Source organism: Streptomyces sp. NPDC101118, from assembly GCF_044759445.1.
Taxonomy (GTDB): domain Bacteria; phylum Actinomycetota; class Actinomycetes; order Streptomycetales; family Streptomycetaceae; genus Streptomyces.
Map to the genome: position 1 here is coordinate 169,233 of NZ_JBIVZG010000009.1, position 20,458 is coordinate 189,690.

Annotated in this window: 17 protein-coding genes; 15 read left to right on the plus strand and 2 right to left on the minus strand. The window is 73.7% G+C overall.

Annotated elements, in window-relative coordinates:
- Positions 1–26: 26 nt before the first annotated feature.
- Positions 27–1,634 carry a tryptophan halogenase family protein gene (locus ACIQUQ_RS17455; RefSeq protein WP_403976532.1) on the minus strand — a complete coding sequence of 536 codons (1,608 nt, stop codon included), beginning with the start codon at positions 1,632–1,634 and terminating at the stop codon, positions 27–29.
- A 181-nt stretch (positions 1,635–1,815) separates the two neighbouring features.
- On the opposite strand from ACIQUQ_RS17455, the gene ACIQUQ_RS17460 reads away from it, so the two are divergent.
- From ACIQUQ_RS17460 to ACIQUQ_RS17520, 13 genes are all read left to right on the plus strand, one after another.
- Positions 1,816–1,947 carry a hypothetical protein gene (locus tag ACIQUQ_RS17460; protein ID WP_403976534.1) on the plus strand — a complete coding sequence of 44 codons (132 nt, stop codon included), beginning with the start codon at positions 1,816–1,818 and terminating at the stop codon, positions 1,945–1,947.
- 91 nt (positions 1,948–2,038) lie between these two features.
- A complete protein-coding gene (sbnA, locus tag ACIQUQ_RS17465) occupies positions 2,039–3,118 on the plus strand; it encodes a 2,3-diaminopropionate biosynthesis protein SbnA (RefSeq protein WP_403976536.1) in 1,080 nt (359 codons plus the stop codon).
- Positions 3,112–4,140, plus strand: coding sequence for a 2,3-diaminopropionate biosynthesis protein SbnB (gene sbnB, locus ACIQUQ_RS17470; protein WP_403976538.1), 1,029 nt, complete (start codon positions 3,112–3,114; stop codon positions 4,138–4,140). Before sbnA ends, sbnB begins: the two co-directional genes overlap by 7 nt.
- A gap of 36 nt (positions 4,141–4,176) precedes the next feature.
- Positions 4,177–6,672 (plus strand): FtsX-like permease family protein, encoded by a 2,496-nt coding sequence (locus ACIQUQ_RS17475; protein WP_403976540.1) that lies wholly within the window; start codon positions 4,177–4,179, stop codon positions 6,670–6,672.
- A 181-nt stretch (positions 6,673–6,853) separates the two neighbouring features.
- Positions 6,854–7,117: an acyl carrier protein gene (locus tag ACIQUQ_RS17480; RefSeq protein ID WP_403667582.1), complete on the plus strand. Its 264-nt coding sequence runs from the start codon at positions 6,854–6,856 to the stop codon at positions 7,115–7,117.
- Entirely contained in the window at positions 7,114–8,514 is a 1,401-nt protein-coding gene (locus ACIQUQ_RS17485) for a beta-ketoacyl-[acyl-carrier-protein] synthase family protein (protein WP_403976542.1), read from the plus strand. The genes ACIQUQ_RS17480 and ACIQUQ_RS17485 overlap by 4 nt, the downstream gene beginning before the upstream one ends.
- 12 nt (positions 8,515–8,526) lie before the next feature.
- Positions 8,527–9,711: a beta-ketoacyl synthase N-terminal-like domain-containing protein gene (locus tag ACIQUQ_RS17490; RefSeq protein ID WP_403976544.1), complete on the plus strand. Its 1,185-nt coding sequence runs from the start codon at positions 8,527–8,529 to the stop codon at positions 9,709–9,711.
- Positions 9,712–9,811: 100 nt separating this feature from the next.
- On the plus strand, positions 9,812–10,573 hold the full coding sequence (gene fabG / locus ACIQUQ_RS17495) for a 3-oxoacyl-[acyl-carrier-protein] reductase (RefSeq protein WP_399950453.1): 762 nt from the start codon (positions 9,812–9,814) through the stop codon (positions 10,571–10,573).
- Positions 10,574–10,753: 180 nt separating this feature from the next.
- Positions 10,754–11,494 carry a 2-hydroxychromene-2-carboxylate isomerase gene (locus tag ACIQUQ_RS17500; protein WP_403976546.1) on the plus strand — a complete coding sequence of 247 codons (741 nt, stop codon included), beginning with the start codon at positions 10,754–10,756 and terminating at the stop codon, positions 11,492–11,494.
- The gene (locus ACIQUQ_RS17505) at positions 11,491–12,918 is read left to right on the plus strand and encodes a condensation domain-containing protein (RefSeq protein WP_403976548.1); all 1,428 of its coding nucleotides are present in this window, start codon (positions 11,491–11,493) and stop codon (positions 12,916–12,918) included. Before ACIQUQ_RS17500 ends, ACIQUQ_RS17505 begins: the two co-directional genes overlap by 4 nt.
- Entirely contained in the window at positions 12,915–13,214 is a 300-nt protein-coding gene (locus ACIQUQ_RS17510) for a Dabb family protein (protein ID WP_399950462.1), read from the plus strand. The genes ACIQUQ_RS17505 and ACIQUQ_RS17510 overlap by 4 nt, the downstream gene beginning before the upstream one ends.
- Positions 13,215–14,879: 1,665 nt before the next feature.
- Positions 14,880–16,319, plus strand: a complete 1,440-nt coding sequence (locus tag ACIQUQ_RS17515) for a phenylacetate--CoA ligase family protein (protein WP_403976550.1) — start codon at positions 14,880–14,882, stop codon at positions 16,317–16,319.
- Positions 16,319–17,422: a branched-chain amino acid transaminase gene (locus ACIQUQ_RS17520; RefSeq protein WP_403976552.1), complete on the plus strand. Its 1,104-nt coding sequence runs from the start codon at positions 16,319–16,321 to the stop codon at positions 17,420–17,422. Before ACIQUQ_RS17515 ends, ACIQUQ_RS17520 begins: the two co-directional genes overlap by 1 nt.
- A 13-nt stretch (positions 17,423–17,435) precedes the next feature.
- Here the strand turns inward: ACIQUQ_RS17520 and ACIQUQ_RS17525 are convergent, their stop codons facing one another.
- Complete coding sequence (locus tag ACIQUQ_RS17525) at positions 17,436–18,680, minus strand: RNA-guided endonuclease InsQ/TnpB family protein (protein WP_403976554.1); 1,245 nt, start codon at positions 18,678–18,680, stop codon at positions 17,436–17,438.
- A 130-nt stretch (positions 18,681–18,810) separates the two neighbouring features.
- Here ACIQUQ_RS17525 and ACIQUQ_RS17530 point away from each other — a divergent pair, with 130 nt between their 5' ends.
- Together ACIQUQ_RS17530 and ACIQUQ_RS17535 are read left to right on the plus strand one after the other, a co-directional pair.
- Entirely contained in the window at positions 18,811–19,434 is a 624-nt protein-coding gene (locus tag ACIQUQ_RS17530) for a hypothetical protein (protein WP_403976556.1), read from the plus strand.
- 1 nt (position 19,435) lies between these two features.
- Positions 19,436–20,422, plus strand: coding sequence for an ornithine cyclodeaminase family protein (locus tag ACIQUQ_RS17535; protein WP_403976558.1), 987 nt, complete (start codon positions 19,436–19,438; stop codon positions 20,420–20,422).
- The last annotated feature ends 36 nt before the right edge of the window (positions 20,423–20,458 follow it).

Consider the following 20,458-nt stretch of genomic DNA (forward strand, 5'->3'; position numbering starts at 1 on the left):
TGGCCGGGCCGTGCGGGGGGAATCGGCTACGCGCCGTGCAGCTGGCGCAGGTAGTCGTACGTGCTGGGCAGCGTTTCCAGCAGGTTCTGCTGCTGGCGCTTGACGGTGTCGAACAGCGGCTCGGCGCCGGCCACGGACTCGGGCTTGTGGGCCAGGGCGGGCAGCGGGGCGTCCGGAACCAGGCCGAGGCCTGCGAAGATGCAGTAGTAGCTGCCGTTCGTCCAGAAGTTCCGGAACTCGGCCTCGAAGTTGCCGTAGTACGTCGACTCGTCGGTGATCGGCGAGTTGATCGGCAGGCCGGCCTTGTACGCCGCGATCTTCTCCTGGATGTTCTTCGGGAGCGTCAGCTCCTTGTTCGCGCGCCAGAACGGGGTGTCGTTGCGCGGCGCGTAGTAGAAGTGCGCCTGGATGAAGTCGCGGGTGTCGTCGAACATCACCTCGATCTCGTTGTTGAACCGGTCGACCAGCGCCGGGTTGAAGGTGCGGTCCGGGAAGTGCTTGGCCAGCTGGTAGATCGCGGCGGTGATGAAGTAGATGCCGGTCGACTCCAGCGGCTCCAGGAAGCAGGAGGACAGGCCGATGCTGACCACGTTCTTCACCCAGGCGCGCTCGTTGCGGCCCACGCGGAACTTGACGTGGTTGAACTTCGTCGTCTCCGGGTCGAGGTCCCACAGCTTGCAGAACTCCTCGGTCGCCTCCTCCTTGGAGGCGAACTTGCTGGAGTACACATAGCCGGTGCCGAAGCGCCCCAGCATGGGGATCTTCCAGGTCCAGCCGGACTTCATGGCGATCGCGGAGGTGTACGGCTCGATGCCGTTGGCCGCGTCGTCGTGCGGGACGGCGGTGGCGACCGCGCTGTCGCAGAGCAGGTGGTCGCTCATGTCGATGAACGGCTCGCCCATGGCCTGGTTGATCAGCAGGCCGCGGAAGCCGGAGCAGTCCACGAACAGGTCGGCTTCCAGGCGGGCGCCGGACTTGGTGTGCAGGGCGGAGACGTAGCCGCGGTCGTCCTTCTCGACGCTGGTCATCTCGTCCTGGACGTGGTTGACGCCCATCTTCTCGGTGGCGAAGCGGCGCAGGAAGTCCGCGACGAGCGCTGCGTCGAAGTGCCAGGCGTAGCGCGTGGCCGGGCGGCCGTCGAGCCAGCGCGGCGACTTCAGCGCGTCCATGACGGGGGGCTCGCGGAAGCAGGCGTAGTCGAACGGCTCGGTGGTCTTGCCCTCGTACTTTCTCTTGAACCAGTAGTGCGAGAGCGGGGTCTGGTCGTAGTCCGGGAGCAGGCCGAACGGGTGGTAGAAGTGGTCCGGGCCGTCGGTCGGCAGGGTGCGGGCCTGCGCCTCGCCCTCGCCCTCCGTACGCCAGTTGACGAAGCGGACGGCCATCTTGAAGCTCGCGTTGCACTCCCGCATCCACTCGTCCTCGTTGATGCCGAGGAAATCGAAGAAGGCGCGGTGCAGGTTGGGGACCGTGGCCTCGCCGACGCCGATGCGCGGGATCGCGGGCGCCTCCAGCACCGTGATGTCCACGGTGCCCTGGAGGGCCTTGCCGAGGTAGGACGCGGTCATCCAGCCGGCCGTACCTCCTCCGAGGATCACGACTTTCTGGATGCGGTGGTCGGTGCCGGTGCCGGTCATGTCAGCTCTCAGCTCTCTTCCGGGGCGAGGGTGGTGAGTCGATGCGGCCCAGAGTGAGCGGCGGGGCTATAGCGCAGCTACGCGGCGCCTGGCGGGGACGTATGGGGCGGATATAGCCGCCGGCCGGAGTCTGGGACCGCTGAACAGGACGCTCAGCACCCGTCCCCCGGAAGGAACCCGCGTGAACAACAACCTCAACAACAACCTGAACAACAACAACAACGCCAACAACGGCAACAACAACAACCTGAACAACAACAACATCAACAACAACGTGAACAACAACCTGAACAACAACGGCAACAACGCCTGACCCGTGCCGGACACCGTCTTCGTGCCCCTGCCGCTCCGGCGGCAGGGGCCGGGGGCCGTCCCGCCACACGAGCAGAGGATGGCTGCATCACATGCCGTATGACGAAGGGAAAACCACCACGTCCGGCCGCCCGGCCTACGCCCCGGGGCTCAAGGGGATCCTCTCGGCGGTGGGAGGAACCCCGCTCGTCGAACTGGACCGGGTCGTCCCCGGGTTCACCTCCCGGGTGTTCGCCAAGATCGAGCGGTTCAACCCCGGCGGCAGCATCAAGGACCGTGCCGCGCTGAGCATGGTCCTCGGCCGGATCAGAACCGGTGAGCTCATCCCCGGCCGCTCCACGGTCGTCGAGTCCAGCTCGGGGAACCTGGCCATCGGGCTCGCCCAGCTCTGCGCCTACTTCGACCTGCGCCTGATCGTCGTGGTCGACGCCAGGACGACCGACCAGAACATCGGGATCCTGCACGCCTACGGGGCCGAGGTCGAGGTCGTCACCGAACCCGACCCCGTCACCGGAGAGCTGCTGCCCATGCGCCTGCGCCGCGTGGCCGAACTCCTCTCCACCATCCCCCACGCCTTCTGGCCCGACCAGTACGCCAACCCGCGCAACCGGCTCGCCCACGAGACCACCATGCGGGAGATCGCCGAGTCGCTCGACGGCCGCGTCGACCAGCTCATCCTCGCCGCCGGCACCAGCGGCACCCTGGGCGGCTGCGCCGAGTACATCCGCAGGACCGGGATGACCACCACCGTCAACGCCGTCGACGCGGTGGGCAGCGTGCTCTTCGACTCGCCCGTCGCCTGCACCCGCCTCATCCCCGGGCACGGCGCCTCCGTCCGCCCGCCCCTGCTCCGCCGCGGCGACGCGGACCGCGTCGTGCACGTCACCGACCTCGACTGCGTGGTCGGCTGCCGTCGTCTCGTACGCCGCGAGGCGATCCTCGCCGGAGGCTCCTCCGGCGGTGTCGTCGCGGCCCTGGAACGGCTCGCACCGGCCATCGAGCCCGGCTCGAACGTCGTCCTCGTGCTGCCCGACGGCGGCGACCGCTACCTCGACACCATCTACAACGACAGCTGGGTGCGCGGGCACTTCGGCGAGGTCTCCCACCTGTGGAAGGACCCCGCCCGCGGTGCGTACGCCGGCGAGACCCTGAAGGAGACCGTGCTGTGCTGATCATCGGCCACCGCGAGGTGCGCGACATACTCAAGGGGAAGGAGCCGGAGATCCTCGACCTCGTCGCGGACGCCTACCGGCTGCACGACGAGGGCCGCACCTCGCTGCCCCACTCCGTCTTCCTGCGCTTCCCCCAGGACGACCGCAACCGCATCATCGGCCTGCCGGCGCACATCGGCGGCGCCGCGCCGGCCGCCGGGATGAAGTGGATCGCCAGCTTCCCCGGCAACGTCGCCCTCGGCAAGGAGCGCGCCACCGCCAGCATCGTCCTCAACTCGATGGCCGACGGCAGCCCCGAGGCCTTCATCGAGGCCTCCCTGATCTCCGCGAAGCGCACCGGCGCCTCCGCCGCCCTCGCCGCGGGACTCCTCACCACCGAGGCCGAGCCGCGCGGCATCTCCCTCATCGGCCTGGGTCCGATCAACCTGGAAGTGCTGCGGTTCGCCAAGGCCCGCCTCCCCGAGCTGATCGAGATCGCCCTGTACGACCTCGACGCCGAGCGCGCCGTCCACTTCGCCCGCGAGGCCCGGAAGATCGTCCCGGGCGCGTCCGTCACCTACTGCGAGACCCCGCAGGAGGCGCTGGCCGCCCACAAGCTGGTCTCCCTCGCCACCACCGCCGGCACCCCCCACCTCGACCTGGCGGCGGCCCGCCCCGGCACCACCGTGCTCCACGTCTCGCTGCGCGACCTGACCGTCGACGCGATCCTGGGCGCCCGGAACGTCGTCGACGACGCCGACCACGTCTGCCGCGAGCGCACCTCCCTGCACCTCGCCGAACAGGCCACCGGCGGCCGGGACTTCATCGAGGCCCCGATCGGCGCCCTGCTGCGCGACCCCGCCCGGTACGCGCCCGACCCCGAACGCGTCACCGTCTACTCGCCGTTCGGCCTCGGCGTCCTCGACCTCGCCCTCGCGCGCTGGGTCAAGGACCAGGCGGAACAGTGGGTTCTCGGCGTGCAGATCGACGACTTCCTGCCAGCCGCCCTGCACCGGCCGGAACCTGTGACAGCGTCGGTCTGAGGACCGGCGGCCCAACCCCCCACGGGAGAAACACACATGCTGAACATCGCCTGGCTCACCCTGCGCAGCAGGTGGGCCGCATTCGGCGGGACCTTCCTGGCGCTGGCCCTGGGAGTCGCGCTGATGTCCTCCCTGGGGCTGGTGCTGGTCGCCACGACCAGCGGCCCCGACCGGGGCCCCGGCAGATTCGCCGAGGCCCCGGTCGTGGTGCGCGCCCACCAAGACCTGACCGTGCCGGCCGACTGGGGCACCACGTACAGCCTGCCCCTGGAAGAGCCGCGCGGACTCGATCCCGCCCTGGTGCCCAAGGCCGCCGGCGCCGGCAAGGCGGTCGTCGACCGCAGCTTCTACGCCCAGGTCGCCGACGGCCCCGGCAGCCAGGTCGGCCACCCCTGGACCTCCGCCGCCTTCGGCGGCTACCGGCTGACCGCCGGCACCGCGCCCGCCGCCGACGACCAGGTCGTCACCCCGGCGGGCACGGCGAAGCCGGGCGACCAGGTCACCGTCCAGACCGCCCAGGGCCAGAAGCGCTACACCGTCTCCGGCACCGTCGGGGAACTCCCCTTCGAGCAGCCGGTGTTCTTCACCCCCGCCGAGGCCGAGCGGATCTCCCCGCGCGTCGACGCCGTCGTCGTCACCGGCGACGCCGAGGCCGTCCGCCAGGCCGTCGGCAGCGCCGCCGAGGTGCTCACCGGCGAGGAGCGCGGCGAGGCCGACCCCCAGTACCGGGACGACTCCGCCGCCCTGGTCGGCGTCAGCACCATGCTCGGCATGGCCGCCGGTGTGGGCGGCTTCGTCTCCGTCTTCGTCGTCGGCTCCACCTTCGCCTTCTCCGTGACCCAGCGCCGCCGCGAACTGGCCCTCTTCCGGGTCTCCGGCGCCACACCGCAGCAGGTGCGCCGCCTCGTCCTCGCGGAGGCCGCCGGGGTCGGGGCCGTCGCCGGTGCCGCCGGAGCCCTCGCCGGACTCGCCGCCGGGCCCTGGTTCGCCCGAAAGCTCGCCGAGGAGGGCCTCGCACCCGAGTGGTTCCGGGTCGAGATCGGCGCCGCCTCGGTGGTCGTCCTGCTCCTCGTCGCCCTCCTCGGGGTGCTCCTCGCCCTGGTCGGCGCCGGCGCGGCCGTCCTGCGGGCCGGGCGCATCCGGCCCATCGAGGCGCTGCGCGAGGCCACCGTCGAGACCCGGGCCATGACCTGGTTCCGCTGGCTCGGCGGACTGGCCGCCCTCGCCGTCGGCATCGGGCTGATCGCCGTCGCCCCGCTGCTGCCGCCGCTGTACTGGGCCAGCCTCGCCACCTCCGTCGGCCCCGCCCTCATCCTGGCCTTCGCCCTGCTGTCTCCCGTCGTGATCCCGCTGCTCGCGCGCCTCGCCACCCTGCCGGTCGCCTGGACCCGGGGAGCGGGCGCCCTGCTCGTACGCGCCAACACCGTCACCTCCGTACGCCGCACCGCTGCCACCGCCGCACCCGTCCTGATCACCGTCGGACTGGTCTGCTCGCTGTGGAGCACGTCGGACTCCCTGGAGGGCGCCAAGGCCACCGAGGCCGGACAGCGCGTGAACAGCGCCGACTACGTGGTCGCCCCCGACCACGCCCCCGGCCTCACCCGCGAGCTGCTCGGCAAGGTCTCCGCCATCCCCGGCGTACAGGTGGCCGCCACCACCTCGACCACCGTCTACACCGCCCCCGGCGCCGACATGTTCTCCGGCCCCGGCGGCGAGGGCGCCGTCGTCCCGTACTCCGCCGAGACCGTCGACCCCGCCGCCCTCGGCACCGTCCTCGGCCTGCCCGGCGTCAAGGGCGACGTGCGCAAGCTGTCCGACACCACCATCGCCGTCGACGAGTCCTGGAACCGCTCGGTCGGCGAGGAGGTCGAGGTCTGGCTCGGCGACGGCACCAAGACCGAGCTGACCGTCGTCGCCGTGTTCAAGACCAGCACCAGCGGCAACGGCGCCGTCCTCACCCCGAAGCACGCCGGCAGCAACCTGCCCTCCGCCGCCTACGTGAAGCTCCGCGACGGCGCCGACCCCGCCGCGGTGCGCACCGCCCTGGCCGCGGCCGTCAAGGGCGAGGCGGCCCACGCCGTACCGGTCTCCCAGTGGACGGCCGTCGGCGACACCAAGCGCCAGGAGGACGCCCGGCTCGCGCTGTACGTGATCGGCGGCATCGCCGTGGTCTACACGGGCGTCGCCGTCGCCAACACCCTGGTCATGTCCACCCGCCGGCGCAGCAGGGAGTTCGCCCTCCTCCGGCTCACCGGCACCACCCCGCGCCAGCTGGTGGCCATCGTCGCCGGCGAGGCGCTGCTCGTCGTCGCGGTGGGCGCGCTGCTCGCCGCCGGGGTGGTGGCGGTCAGCCTGAGCGGCCTCTGGGGCGCCCTCCAGCAACTCGTCGCGGGCGCGGTGGTCGAGGTGCCCACGGCACCCTTCCTCATCACCACCGGAGCCTGTGCCGTCGTGGCGCTGGGGGCCGTCCTGGTGCCCGCCTGGCTGGCCCTGCGCACCCCCGCCGTGCGCCTCATCGGGGCGGCCGACTGACGCCGTAGAGCCGCCGCCGAAGCACGCCGCGCCCGCCGCCGCGCCCCTGGTCAACAGGGGTGCCGCGGCGGGCCTTTCGCGTCCCGGGGGCCGCGCGGGCGCCGTATAGGGCACGGATAGCGGCCTCTCGAACAATCAATGTCATCCACCTTTTCCGCGCACCCCGCCCACGGAGGCAGCGATGACCGTCCAGACCACCGAGCTCGGCACCGACCGCAAGGCCCAGATCAAGGAGATCGTCTGCGACATCCTGGAGCTGGAGCTCGACGAGGTCACCGAGACCAGCCTGTTCAAGGAGGAGCACGACGCCGACTCGCTCCGCGCCATCGAGATCCTGGCCTCCCTGGAGCGCGTCTTCGGCATCACGCTGGAGCAGTCCGAGCTCGCCCGCATGACCAACCTCGAGGGCGTCTACCTCGTCGTGGCGGAGGCCGAGGGCAAGTGAGCGCCCAGCCGACCGAGACCGCCAGGACCGGGGACCCCGGGACCGTGGCCCCGCACCGCGTGGTGATCACCGGCCTCGGCGTGGTCACCAGCATCGGCACCGGGGTGGACGCCTTCGCGGCGGGCCTGCGGGCCGGCCGCAGCGGTGCCAAGCCCATCGAGGCCTTCGACACCGCCGGCTTCGCCCACTCCAACGCCTGCGAGATCACCGACTTCGACGCCGAGGAGTGGCTGCGCCGCCTCCCGGCCGACGACCTGGGCCGCGCCTCGCAGTTCGCGGTCGCCGCCAGCCGGATGGCCGTCGCCGACGCGGGGCTCACCGAGGCCGACGTACGGGCCAGGCGCTCCCTGGTCTCGGTCGGCACCACCGACGGCGAGTCCCGCGACCTCGACCACCTCGTCGGGGTCCAGGTGGCCGAGGGCCAGGACCGGCTGGACCCGGTGGTCGCCCGCCGGGTCTGGCCGGGCCGGCTCTCCGCCGGGATCGTCAGGGAACTGGAGCTGGAGGACGTGGAGACGGTCACCGTCGCCACCGCCTGCGCGGCCGGCAACTACGCCGTGGGCTACGGCTACGACGCCATCAGCACCGGCGACGTGGAGATGGCCCTGTGCGGCGGCGCCGACGCGCTCTGCTTCAAGACCTTCACCGGCTTCTACCGCCTCGGCACCATCGCCCCCGACGTCTGCCGGCCCTTCGACAGCGACCGCCAGGGCATCCTCACCGGCGAGGGCTCCGGGATCCTCCTCATGGAGTCCCTGGAGTCCGCCCTCGCCCGCGGCGCCCGGATCTACGCCGAGGTGCTCGGGTACGGGCTGTCCTGCGACGCCAGCCACCCCGTGGCCCCCGACGGCGACAGCATCGCCCGGTGCATCCGGGCCGCCCACCGCAACGCCGGCATCACCCCCGCCGACGTGGACTTCATCTCCGCGCACGGCACCGGCACCAAGGCCAACGACGTGACCGAGGTCGGTGCGATCCGCCAGGTCTTCGGCGAGGACCTGCCCCGCACCGTCTCCATCAAGTCCATGATCGGCCACACCATGGGCGCCGCCAGCGCCCTGGCCGCCGCGGCCTGCGCCCTGGCCCTGCGCGAGGGCTTCATCCCGCCCACCGTCAACCACCGCGAGACCGACCCGGACTGCGCCGTCGACTGCGTGCCCAACGAGGCCGTCGAGGCCGAGCTGAAGGTCGTGCAGAACAACGGGCTCGCCTTCGGCGGCAACAACGCCGTGCTGGTGATGGGGCGCTGGGACGGGTCCGGGGCCGCCGGTGCCGGGCGTGAGGCCGCCGAGGGCTCCGAGGGCCGCGTGCCCGCAGCCGTCCAGACCGCTTCCGCAGCCGTCCAGGCCGCTTCCGCGGCCGACCGGACCGCCGCTCCCGCGGCCGTCGCCTCCTGAGAGGAGAGTCCCATGACCGCCACAGAACCGGCCGCGCCGTCCCCGGTGCCGGCCGCCGGCCACGCGCCCGTGCCCGCCGGAGCACCCGCGGGCACCCCCGCCGGCCCGCCCCCGGCCGACCCGGCCGCGCTCGTCGTCTCCGGCTGGGCGGTCGCCTCGCCGTACGGCCTCGGGCGCTCCGAGTTCAGCACCGGCCTGCGCGCCGCGCAGGGCGCCCTGACCGAGCTCGACCCGGCCGAGTGGCCCGTCCCGTACGACCGGGCCGGGCTGATCCCCGGCTTCGACATCCGGGAGGTGCTGGGCCGCAAGGGCACCCGGGCGATGGACCGCGTCACCGCCATCGCCGCCGCCACCGTCGGCATGCTCCTGGCCGACTACGGGCAGGGCCTGGACGACCCGGAGGGCACCGGGCTCGTGCTCGGCACCTCCGGCAGCGTGCAGTCGATCATGGACTTCACGGAGTCCGCCCTCACCGGCGAGAAGCCCTTCCACGTCGACCCCGCCCGCTTCCCCAACACGGTGATGAACTGCCCGGCCGGGGCCAGCGCCATCCGGCACACGCTCAAGGGCCCCAACGTCACCCTGTCCGGCGGCGCCACCACTGGACTCCTCACCCTCAACTACGCCTCCCGGCTGCTGCGTGCCGGGCACGCCAGTGCCCTCCTCGCCGGAGCCGTGGAGGAGTTCTCGCCGCAGCGCGCCCGCCTGGAGCGGGTCGCCGACCATGGCGGGGACGCCCCGCAGCCGCTGGGGGAGGGCGCCGCCCTGTTCATGCTGGAGCGGGCGGGCCACGCCCACGCGGGCGGGCGCGTCCCGCTGGCCACGGTGCTGGGCCTGCGGTTCCGCTCCTTCGCCGACCCGGCGCGGGCCGGCGCCGCCCTGGAGCGCTGCGTGGCCGACGTGCTGGCCGCGGCCGGGGCCCACCCCGAGGAACTGGCCCTGGTGGCACCGGGGCAGCCCGCCGGACCGCTGGCCAAGCAGGAGGCCGCCGTACTGGACGCCCTGCCTGGCCCGGTGCTCCGGCTCGGCCCCCGTCTGCTGATCGGCGACACCACCGCGGCCGCGGGCGCGTTCCAGACCGCCGCCGTGCTCGCCGAGTCCGACGCCAACCCGGCGCTGGCCGGCCGCCTCGCCCTCGTCACTGCCGTCGACCGCGACGGCACCGCGGGCGCGGGCCTGCTGCGGCTGGGCGTGTAGGACGCGGGGTGCCCCCGCGGCGCCCCCGGACGAGCGCGGCACCGTACGACCCCACCGGCAACACCACCGCAACACCACCCCAAGGAAGGCGGACCCGAGCATGTCCGAGACAGGCGGCACCGCCGCAGCGGCACGGCCGGTGGCGCTGGTCACCGGAGGATCCCGGGGCATCGGCCGGGCGGTCGTGGAGACCCTCGCCCGCGACGGGTACGACGTCGCCCTCTGCTACCAGTCCAACGAGGCGGCGGCCGAACTCGCCGCCAAGGCGGCCCGGGAGCACGGCGGCCGCGTCCTCACCCGCCGCGCCGACGTCACCGACCGGGACGCCGTCCGGGCCCTGACCGCCGAGGTCGAGGACGGCTTCGGCCCCGTCGACGTCCTCGTCACGGCGGCCGGCATCGTCCGCGACAGCCACCTCGCGATGATGGCCGACGAGCAGTGGGACGACGTGCTGCGCACCAACCTCGACGGCACCTTCAACTTCTGCAAGGCCGTGGTCTTCCCGATGATGAAGCGCCGCCGCGGCACCATCGTCACCCTCTCGTCGGTGGCCGCCGGCGGCCACGCCACCCAGACCAACTACTCGGCCTCCAAGGCCGGGATCATCGGCTTCACCAAGGCCCTGGCCAAGGAGTCCGGCCGGTCCGGGCTGCGCGCCAACGCCGTGGCACCCGGCTTCATCGACACCGACATGACGTCCGGGCTCTCCGAGAAGCACGTCAAGGACATGCTCGGCCGCATCCCGCTGGGCCGCTTCGGCACCGCCACGGAGGTCGCCGAGCTGGTCTCCTTCCTGGCCTCGGACCGCGCCGCGTACATCACCGGCCAGGTCTTCCAGGTCGACGGCGGCCTCGTCGTCTGACCGGCCGGGAGCCCGTACGCCCCACCCGCCGGGGCGTCCCGCCGCTCCACCCGCAGGAGCGTCCCTCGGTCCACCCGCAGGGTGCACCTCCGCCTCGCCGTGTCCGGGCGTTCCCCCCGCCTCTCCGTCCCGCCGTCCCGGCACCCGCCGTGCGGCGCCCACCGCAAAAGGAGTTCACCCATGGCGCGCGCACCCAAGCCGCCGAGGTTCTATTTCAGTCTGCGCAGCCCCTACTCCTGGTTCGCGCTGCTCGAACTCCGGCAGAACCACCCGGAACTGCTGGACCGGCTGGAGTGGCGGCCCTTCTGGGAGCCCGACCCGACCAGCGCCGCCATGCTGGCCGACGCGGGCGGGGAGTTCCCGTACACCCCGATGTCCCGGGCCAAGCAGTTCTACATCCTGCGCGACGTCCGCCGGCTCGCCGCCGCCCGGGGGCTGGCCCTGACCTGGCCGGTCGACCGCGACCCGTGGTGGGAGCCCGCGCACCTGGGCTGGTTCGCCGCCGAGCGGCACGGCCTGGGCCGTGCCTGGGTCGAACGGGTCTCGCGGGCCCGCTGGCTGGAGGGCGCGGACATCTGCGACCCCGGCGTCGTCCGGGGCCTGGCCGCCGAACTGGGCCTGGACGCCGACGAGGTGGCCGGTGCCGTGGACGACCCGGGCATCCGCGAGCAGGGCGTGAAGGCGCTGCTGGACGTCCAGCGCGACGGGGTCTTCGGGGTGCCGTACTTCGTCAACGGCACCGAGCCGTACTGGGGCATCGACCGGCTCGCCGCGTTCGCCGCCTCCTTCCCGGAGCCGGAGCCGGAGCCGGAGCCCGTCGCGCCGGAGCCCGTCGCGCCGGAGCCCGTCCCGGCACCGGAGCCGGCCCTCGCCGGAGCCGGCCGGACCACGGACATGAGCCACGCGGGAGGCTGCGGATGACCGCCCCGACCCTCGAAGGACCCGGCACGGACACCGCGTCCGGTGCCCCCGGCGCCCCGCTCGGCGCGACGCAGCAGTCCATCTGGGCCGCGTACCGCTTCGCCCCCGACAGCGCCGTCTACAACATCACCATGCCGCTGCGCGTCCGCGGCCCGCTGGACGTGCCCGCGCTCGCCCGCGCCGTCACCGAGACCGGCCGCCGCCAGGCACAGCTGCGGTCGTACTTCACCGAGCGCGACGGGGTGCCCGTACGCGTCGAGAAGGACGCCCCGTACGTCGCGCTGGACGTGCGGCAGGTGCCCGGGGTGCCGGAGGAGGAGCTGCGGCGGCTGGCCCGCGAGGCCGGCGAGCAGCCCTTCGACCTGACCGAGGCGGTCTTCCGCGTCGTGCTCCTCCAGCGCGCCGAGGACGACTTCGCGCTGGTCATGGCCCTGCACCACATCGTCGGCGACTTCACCTCCCGCACGCTGCTGGCGCGCGACCTGCTCGACGCGTACCGCGGCATCACGGCCGGCGGCGAACCCGCCTGGCGCCCCCTCAAGGGCTCGTTCGCCGACGCGGTCGCCGAGGAGGAGGAGTACCTCGCCTCGGGACCCGGCGAGCGGGCCGCCGCGTACTGGCGGGAGACCACCGAGGGCGTCCCCGCCGCCGAACTCCCCCTGGACCGGCCCCGCCCGCCGCGCCCCGGCTACCGCGGCGCCACCGTCGCCGTCGAGCTGCCGGCCGAACTGACCGAGCGGCTCGCCGAAGTGGCCAAGGCCGCCGGCACCACCCCCTTCGCCGTCCACCTGGGTGCCTTCCAGGCCCTGGTGGCCCGGTGGACGGGCCAGGAGGACTTCCTGGTCGGGGTGCCCGCCAGCAGCCGGCTGGGCCGGGGCGCCCGCGACCTCGTCGGCTGCTACCTCAACACCCTCGCGGTCCGCGCCCGCCTCGCCCCCGGGACCACCTTCGAGGAGGCGGCGCAGGAGGCCGGCCGGCAGGTGCAGGGCGCCATGTTCCACGCCCGCCACCCCTGCACCCTGATCGCCCGCCCGCCGGGCGCGCCGCTGTTCCGCATCGGCGCCTTCCTGGTCCAGATGCACCGCATGGACCCGCCCGTCCCGACCGTTCCGCGCGGCTCGGCCGAGGGCCCGGCCCTGGAGTACGGGGACCTGTCGCTCGCCCTGATCGACGTCCCCCAGCAGGAGGGCCAGCTCGACCTGATGCTCCGCCTGGAACAGGAGCCGCAGGGCACCACGGCCGTCTTCAGCTACGACACCGACCTGTTCGAGCCGGAGACCGCCGACCGCTTCGCCCGCACCTACGAGCGCTTCCTGCGCACCGCCGTCGACCGCCCGGCCGCCGGCGTGACCGACGTACCGCTGACCGACGAGGACGAGCTGGCCGCCCTGCTCGCCCTCGGCGACTGGGAGGGGTCCTGGTGATCCGGCACATCGCGCTGTTCAAGTTCCGGCCCGGCTACGACTGGGCGCACCCCGAGGTGGCCGAGGCCGAGGAGCTGGCCGTACGGGTCGGCGAGGAGGTGCCGGAGCTGCTGCACTGGCAGGCCGGCCGCAACATCACCGACCGGCCGGTCGCCTACGACTACGCCGTCGTCGGCCTCGTGCGCGACGAGGACGCGCTCCGGGCCTACCTCGACCACCCCTTCCACCAGCGGTCCGTCGAGCGCTGGCGCGAGATCAGCACCTGGGTGGTCGCGGACCTGGCGGAGACGGGCTAGCCGGGCCGCCTGCGGCGGGCTCCCGGGTGAGGTGCCGGTCGCCTGCGGCGGGCTCCTGCGTGAGCTGCCGGGTCGCCTGCAGCGGGCCCCGTGTGGGGTGCCGGTCGCCGGCTGCGGGCTCCCGTGGGGGGTCTGCGCCGTCGGCCACGGGCCCTGCTCCGGGTCTCCGGCGGGGGCGCCGGGCCCGAGAGTGTGCCGGGCCGCTGGCCGTACGGCCCGCTCCGGGCGTCCGGGATCCGGCGCCGGGCTCGGCGCGGGAGCGAGGTCGCACCCTCGGGCCCCGCGAGGGTTCCCGGCCGCCAACCGCGGGCCTTGCGTCGGGTGTCCGGTGGTGGGCCACCGGCCCCGAGGGGTGTGGGTCGCCGACTGTGGTGCTCCGCGTCGGGTGCTGGATTGCCTGCGGCGGGCTCTGCGCGGGTTCTGGGCCCTGCGGCTCCTCCGCCGGGGGTCCCGCGGTGGGTGACCGGCCGTGAGGGGTGGTGGTCGCCGACAGTGGCGTTCCATGTGGAGTGCTGGGTTGCCGGCGGTGGGCTCCGCTCCGGGCCCGGGGGCGGGGGGTTGGGCCCTGAGGGGTTCCGGGCCCTTGCCGCACGGCCCGTTCCGGGAGCCGGCGCCGGGATCCGCGCGGACGCGGGGTCGCCGGCCTCGGACTCCGCGAGGTTCCGGGCCGCTGGCCGTGGGTCCTGCGTCGGATGTCCGGCGGTGGGCCACCGGCCCGAGGGGTGCTGGATCGCTGGCCGTGGGGCCCTGTGTGGGGTGCCGGATCGCGGGCAGCGCGCTCCGCTCCTGGTCCGGTGGCGGGGTCTGGGCCCTGAGAGGTGCCGGGTCCCCGGCCGCACGGCCCGCTCCGGGTGTCCGGGAGCCGGCGTCGGGAACGGCGTGGGACGCGAGGTCGCCGGCCTCGCGCCCTGCGCCGGGTGTCCGGCGGTGGGCGACCGGCCGCGAGGCGTGCGGGTCGCCGGTCGTCCGGCCCCGCGGGGCTGGGCCGCCAACCGCGGGCCCCGCGTCGGGTGTCCGGCCGTGGCCGGCCCGGCCCCTGAAGGTGCCGGGTCGGCGCCGCAGGGTCCGTGAGGGGCGCCGGGTCGCCGGCCCCGGGTCACCCTCTGGTGGTCGGCGACCTGCCCCGGGATGCCGGCCGCCGGCACCGCACGGCACTGCACCGCAGGTGCTGGAGCCCGCGCCGCCGGCGCGTTCCGCCCGGCGGGCAGCCGTCCCGGAGCCGCAAGTGATCGTCCCCGTGGCGTGGGCCGGCGTCGCGCGGCCGGCGTCTCCGTTGCCAACGGCGGCCCCGCACCACGGGCAGCCGTCCTCGCACCGCCGGTCGGTCCCGTACCGGCTGGACGTTCCGCGCCGTCGGCGGGGCGCGTCGCCCGCGGTGCGGCAGGCGCGGCCGGTCCCGGTGCTGCCGGGCCCGGCGGTCAAGGTTTCCGGTCCGGTGCTGTCGGTCCGGCGGCCGGGGCTTCGGCCTCGGGCCTGTCGGGCTCGGCGGGCAAGGCTTTCGGTCCGGTGCTGCCGGTCCGGCGGGCAGCGCTTCGGCCTCGGGCCTGTCAGGCCCGGGGGGCAACGCTCCGGTCCTGGTTCTGCCGGCTCCGCCGGCCCACGCTCCGGTCCTGGTTCTGCCGGCTCCGCCGGTCCCCGTACCACCCGTTCGAGAAGAGGTACGTCATGTTCACCGTCTACCGGCCCGAGCTGGCCGAGATCACCGCCGTCCTGCGGGACCAGCACCGTTCCTTCCTCGCGGGGGAGTGGGACGAGGAGCGGCTCGCCGCGCACCAGTCCGCCCTCGTCCGCCAGACGCTGCGCTACGTCAGGCAGAACTCGCCCTTCTACGCTCGCCACCTGGCCGGCGTCGACCCCGGGTCCGTGGAGCGGCTGGACGAGGCAACCCTCTCCGCCATCCCCTTCACCACCAAGGACGACCTGCGAGCCGCCCAGCACGAGATGCTGTCGCGCCCGCTGTCGGACGCGTGGATCTTCTACGAGACCACCGGGACCACCGGCCGCTCCACGCCCTGCCCGCGCGACGACGTCGACTCGATCCACAACAACACCGTCCTCACGCACTACTACGGCACGGTCTTCCAGGAGTTCGGCGAGGGCCAGGTCATCGGCTCCAGCGGCCCCACCGAACTGCACGCCTTCTCCGACACCTTCGGGGACGTCTGCCGCAACCTCGGCCTCACGGTGGCCAAGATGTGGCCGCACTCGCCGATGGTCGGCTTCGAGCGGGCCCTCCAGGTGATGCAGGACTTCCCGATCACCGGCCTGTTCTGCACCCCGGGCATGGCCATGACCCTGGCCAAGCACGCGATCCGGGCCGGCCTCGATCCGCGCCGCGACTTCCGCCTCCAGGTGCTGATGACCACCGGCGAGCTGGCCTCCCCCAACCTGCTGGCCAACCTCGGCGAGCTGTGGGGCGCGAAGGCGCACAACGCCCTGTACGCCTCCCAGGAGGCCTCCGTGAAGGGCGCGGTCGCCGCCGACGGCCGCCTCTACACCGCCCCGCTCATCGCGTACAGCGAGGTGATCGACCCGGAGACCGGGGCCTGGGCCGTCCCCGACGCCGACGGCGTCCGCGAGGGCGAGCTGGTCGTCACCCACCTCTACCAGGGCGCCAAGCCGCTGGTCCGCTACCGCACGGGCGACCTCGTCCGGCTGCGCGACCCGCGGCCCGGGCAGACCGTGCCGGCCGCCTCGCTGGAGCCCCTGGGCCGGGTACGGGACCGGATCCCGCTCGGCGGGCACTCCGTCACCGGCTACGACCTGGAGAACCTGCTGCTGCGCCACGTACGCGGCTGGCTCGACTACCAGGTGGTCATCGACCGGGAGGCCGGCGCCGACCGGCTCTCGCTCCGGCTGGAGCACCCCGCAGGCCGCACCGCCGACGCGGCCGCCGTCGCCGCGACCGTGGCCGACGTACGGGCGGAGCTGGGCCTGGAACTGGACGTCGGCGAGGACGCGTTCGGCAGCGTCACCAGCACCGGCGCGATGGTCAGCTGGAAGGCCGCCCGCGTGATCGACCTGCGCACCGCCACGCACGCCATGGACGACGCCCAGGCCATGGAGAGCCTGGCCGCCGCCGGTATCGCCGCCAGGAGGTCCTGATGCCCGCACAGCGCACCCGCACCCGTACCCGCTCCCTCGCCGAGGACGACGCCCGCCCGGGCCGCATCTCGGCGGTGGCCGCCACGGCACCGGCACCGGCAGCGGCACCCGCACCGGCCACGGCCGACGCCCCCGGGCCCGCCCCGGCCCCCTCCGCCCGGCCCGGCGTCGCCCCCTGGGCGTACCACGACGGCGCCGTCGTCCCCTTCGCGGAGGTCGGCCTGCCGCTCACCACCCAGGCGCTCCAGTACGGCACGGCCGTCTTCGAGGGCATCCGCGCCTTCGCCGTCCCCGGCCGCGACGAGCTGGTCATCTTCCGCGCCCACGACCACTACGAACGCTTCCTGCGCTCCTGCCGCCTGCTCCGCATCGAGGTGGCCGCCACCGCCGAGGAACTCGTCGAGCGCACCTTCGACCTGCTCCGCCGCAACGCCATCGCCCAGGACAGCTACCTGCGCCCCCTCGGCTACAAGCTCGGGCTGCTGCCCGGCACCCCGGCCGGCGTCCGGCTGACCGGTCTCACCGACGCGTTCTCCGTCACCCAGTTCACGCTGGGCGCGTACACCCCGTCCACCGGCATCACCTGCGGCGTCAGCTCCTGGAGCAGGCCCCGCAGTTCGGCGATCCCCGTCCAGGCCAAGGTCACCGGCGGCTACGTGAACAGCGCCCTGGCCGCCGAGGAGGCCCGCGCCGCCGGGTACGACGACGCGATCCTGCTGAACGACCGCGGCCAGGTCGCCGAGGCCAGCACCGCCAACGTCTTCGCGGTGCGGGACGGGCGCCTGCTCACCCCGCCGCCGAGCGCGGACCTGCTGCCCGGCATCACCCGCGACACCGTCCGGGTGCTGGCCGAGGGCATGGGCGTGGACACCCTCGAACGCGACCTGGGCGTCCCCGACCTGCTCCAGGCCGACGAGGTCTTCCTCACCGGCACGGGCGTCGGCATCACACCGGTCACCGGAATCTCCGGCCGCCCGGTCGCCGACGGCACCCCCGGCCCCCTCACCCGCCGCCTGGTCCGCGCGTACGCCGAAACCGTGCGCGGCGCCGGCGACCCCCGCCACGACCACTGGCTGACCATCGTTCCGATCGAGCGAGGTTGACGTCCTCCCCGCCCTAACGGGCGGGGATTCCCGCCTGTCGGCCGGTGGGTACCGGCTGGGGCTTCGGGTGGGTTCCCCGTTCGACGGGCCGTGCCTGGCGTGGGATTTCCACTCCGGGACTTACCGGCCCTCCAGGGGCGTTTAGCCTCTCCGCCCGTCCGGCGGCGAGGATCACACGCGACGCATTGAGGTCACGATCATGCTCGGTACCGCAGCCTTCGCACCTCCAGGTGCGCACGTGCAGCGGCTTCCGCCCGTCCACGACCCAGCACACGTGACAGGTCTGAGAGGAGGGCAGCCACCGCGACACGACACCCACGTGCCGGCCGTAGCGGGCGGCTTTCTCCTCCAGGACCCGGCGGAACATGCCCCAGGCTGCATCGTGGACGGATTTGGCGAGGCGGGTGCGCGCCAGGGCGGAGACCGCCAGGTCTTCGAGGTAGACCGCTTGGTTGTCGCGGATCAGCCTCCAAGCCTGCTGGTGGCACCAGTCCTTACGCGCATCAGCCACCCTCCCGTGAGCGCGGGCGACCTTGATCCGGGCCTTGGCCCGGTTCTTGGACCCCTTCGCCTTCCGGCCCAGGGTCTGCTGGGCCTTGCGCAGGCGCCGTTCGGCCCGGCGCAGGAAGCGGGGGTTGTCGATCACAGTGCCGTCGGAGAGGACGGCGTAGTGGGTCAGGCCCAGGTCGATACCCACCTCGGCCTTCACGGACGGAAGTGTCTCGGGCTCGACGTCGACCACGAACGAGGCGAAGTACCGGCCCGAGGGGTCCTTGACCACGGTCACGCTGGACGGGGCAGCGGGCAGGGGCCGGGACCAGCGCACGCGCACGTCACCGATCTTCGCGAGGTTCAGGCGTCCGTTGTCCCGCAGCCGGAACCCGTTCTTCGAGAACCGGACCGACTGCCGGCTGTCCTTCTTCGACTTGAACACCGGCAGACCCATACGACGACCGGGCCGCTTCCCCGACACGGACGCGAAGAAGTTCGCGTAGGCGCTGTCGAGGTCCCGGAGAGAGGACTGGAGCGCGTCCACGGACACCTCCGCGAGCCATGCCCGCTCGGGCGTGCGCTTCGCGTCGGTGATCACCCGCTTCGCCAGAGTTCCCGTTGGAATCTTCGACCGGTCCGCCTTCCAGGCGGCCTTACGGGCGGCCAGCGCATCGTTGAAGACCACCCGGGCGCAGCCGAACGTACGGGCCAGCGCAAGACGCTGACCCGCAGTGGGATCGATCCGGAAGGTGTACCGCAGATGCACGCACGCAACCTGCCGGCCGCCACTGACAACGCCGCTCCGCCCAGCGGGCGAACCGGCTTCCCTGCCCCGCTCCGCGGGTGCTTCGTTTCCTCCCCGGCCTGAAGGCCGGGGTATCCACGAAGGAGTCCCGTTGACCATCACCGCACCCGCCCCCCTCGCGCCGCCCGCGGCCGGGGACTGGGTGATCCGCGACCACCTGCACCGCCAGCCCCTGACCGCCGTCGGCACCCTCGGCCCCGAGGGCACCAGCAGCCAGGACGCCGCCGGCTTCCTGTGGAACTCCCTCCCGGACGGGGGCCCGCACCGCCCCCAGGACGTGCGGCTGTTCGAGACCTACGAGAAGGCCGGCGAGGCCCTGCGCCGGGGCGACGTGAGCCACCTCGTGGTGGCCAACGCCTACTCCGGGGTGGACCGGTTCTACATGGACCCGGAGCTCAGCCTGGCCGCCGCCTTCCACTGGGAGACCCCGCCGTACGGCATCGCCTCCCTGCCCAGCGGCACCCAGGACGTCTCCCCGCGGGTGGCCAGCCACCCGGCGCCCGTACCGATCGTCGGGCAGCTCCTCGACGCCTCCTTCGGCACCCCGAAGATCTCCCTGGTGACCTCCACCAGCGCGGCCGCGCGTGCGGTCCGCGAGGGCGAGGCCGACCTCGCGCTCACCACCCTGCCGGCCGCCCGGCTCTACGGCCTGGTCTTCATCTCCTCCACCCGCACCATCCAGATGGTGTGGTCCGTCTTCGTCCGGGAGCAGTGAGATGCTCCTGCTGGACCGGGAGACCGTACAGCGGGTCTACCCGGTGAGCGCGGCGATCCCCGTGATGGCCGAGGCCATGCGCCGCTACAGCGGCGGACGCGCGGCACAGCCGCTGCGCACCATCGTGCGGCCGCCGCACGAGACGGGCCTGCTCGGCAGCATGCCGGGCCACGTCGCGGGCGAGGAGCACGCGGGCTTCGGGGTCAAGGTGATGGCCCTGAAGCCCGAGAACCCGGCCCGGGGCCTCGACCTGCACATCGGCATGGTCATCGTCTTCGACCCCGACACCGCCCGGCCGGTGGGCCTGCTCGACGCCGGTGCCGTGACGGCCGTCCGTACGGCCGCCGTCTCCGCGGTGGCCACCGACGCCCTGGCCCGGCCGGACGCGGGGGACCTGGCGGTCCTCGGCTCCGGGACGCAGGCCCGCAGCCACCTGCGGGCGATGCGGGAGGTGCGGGAGCTGCGCCGGGTGCGCGTGTGGTCGCGCACCGACGCGCACGCGTACGCCTACCGGGACTGGGCCGCCGCCGAACTCGGCATCGAGGTGGAGGTCACCGCGGGCCCCCGCGAGGCCGTCACCGGGGCCGACCTGGTGTGCACCACCACCGGCTCGACGGTGCCGCTGCTGGACGCGGTGGACCTCGCGCCGGGTACGCACGTCAACGCGGTCGGCAGCTCCTTCCCCGACCAGCGCGAGCTGACCGCCGAGGCGGTGGCGCGCGCCGAACTCTTCGTGGACAGCCGGGAATCCGCGCTCGCCGAGTCCGGCGACATCCGGGCCGCGCTGGACCACGGGCTGGCCCCGCCGGAACACCTGCGGGCCGAACTCGGCGAGGTACTGCTCGGCCGCCACCCCGGCCGCAGCGGACCGGACGCCGTGACCGTCTACAAATCCCTCGGCCTCGGCGTGCAGGACATCATGTCCGGCTTCGCCGCGGTCGAGGCGGCGCGGTCCCAGGGCCTGGGCACGACCTTCCACCTGGACTGACACACCCGCGCCCCAACCCATCGACGAAGGGAACGT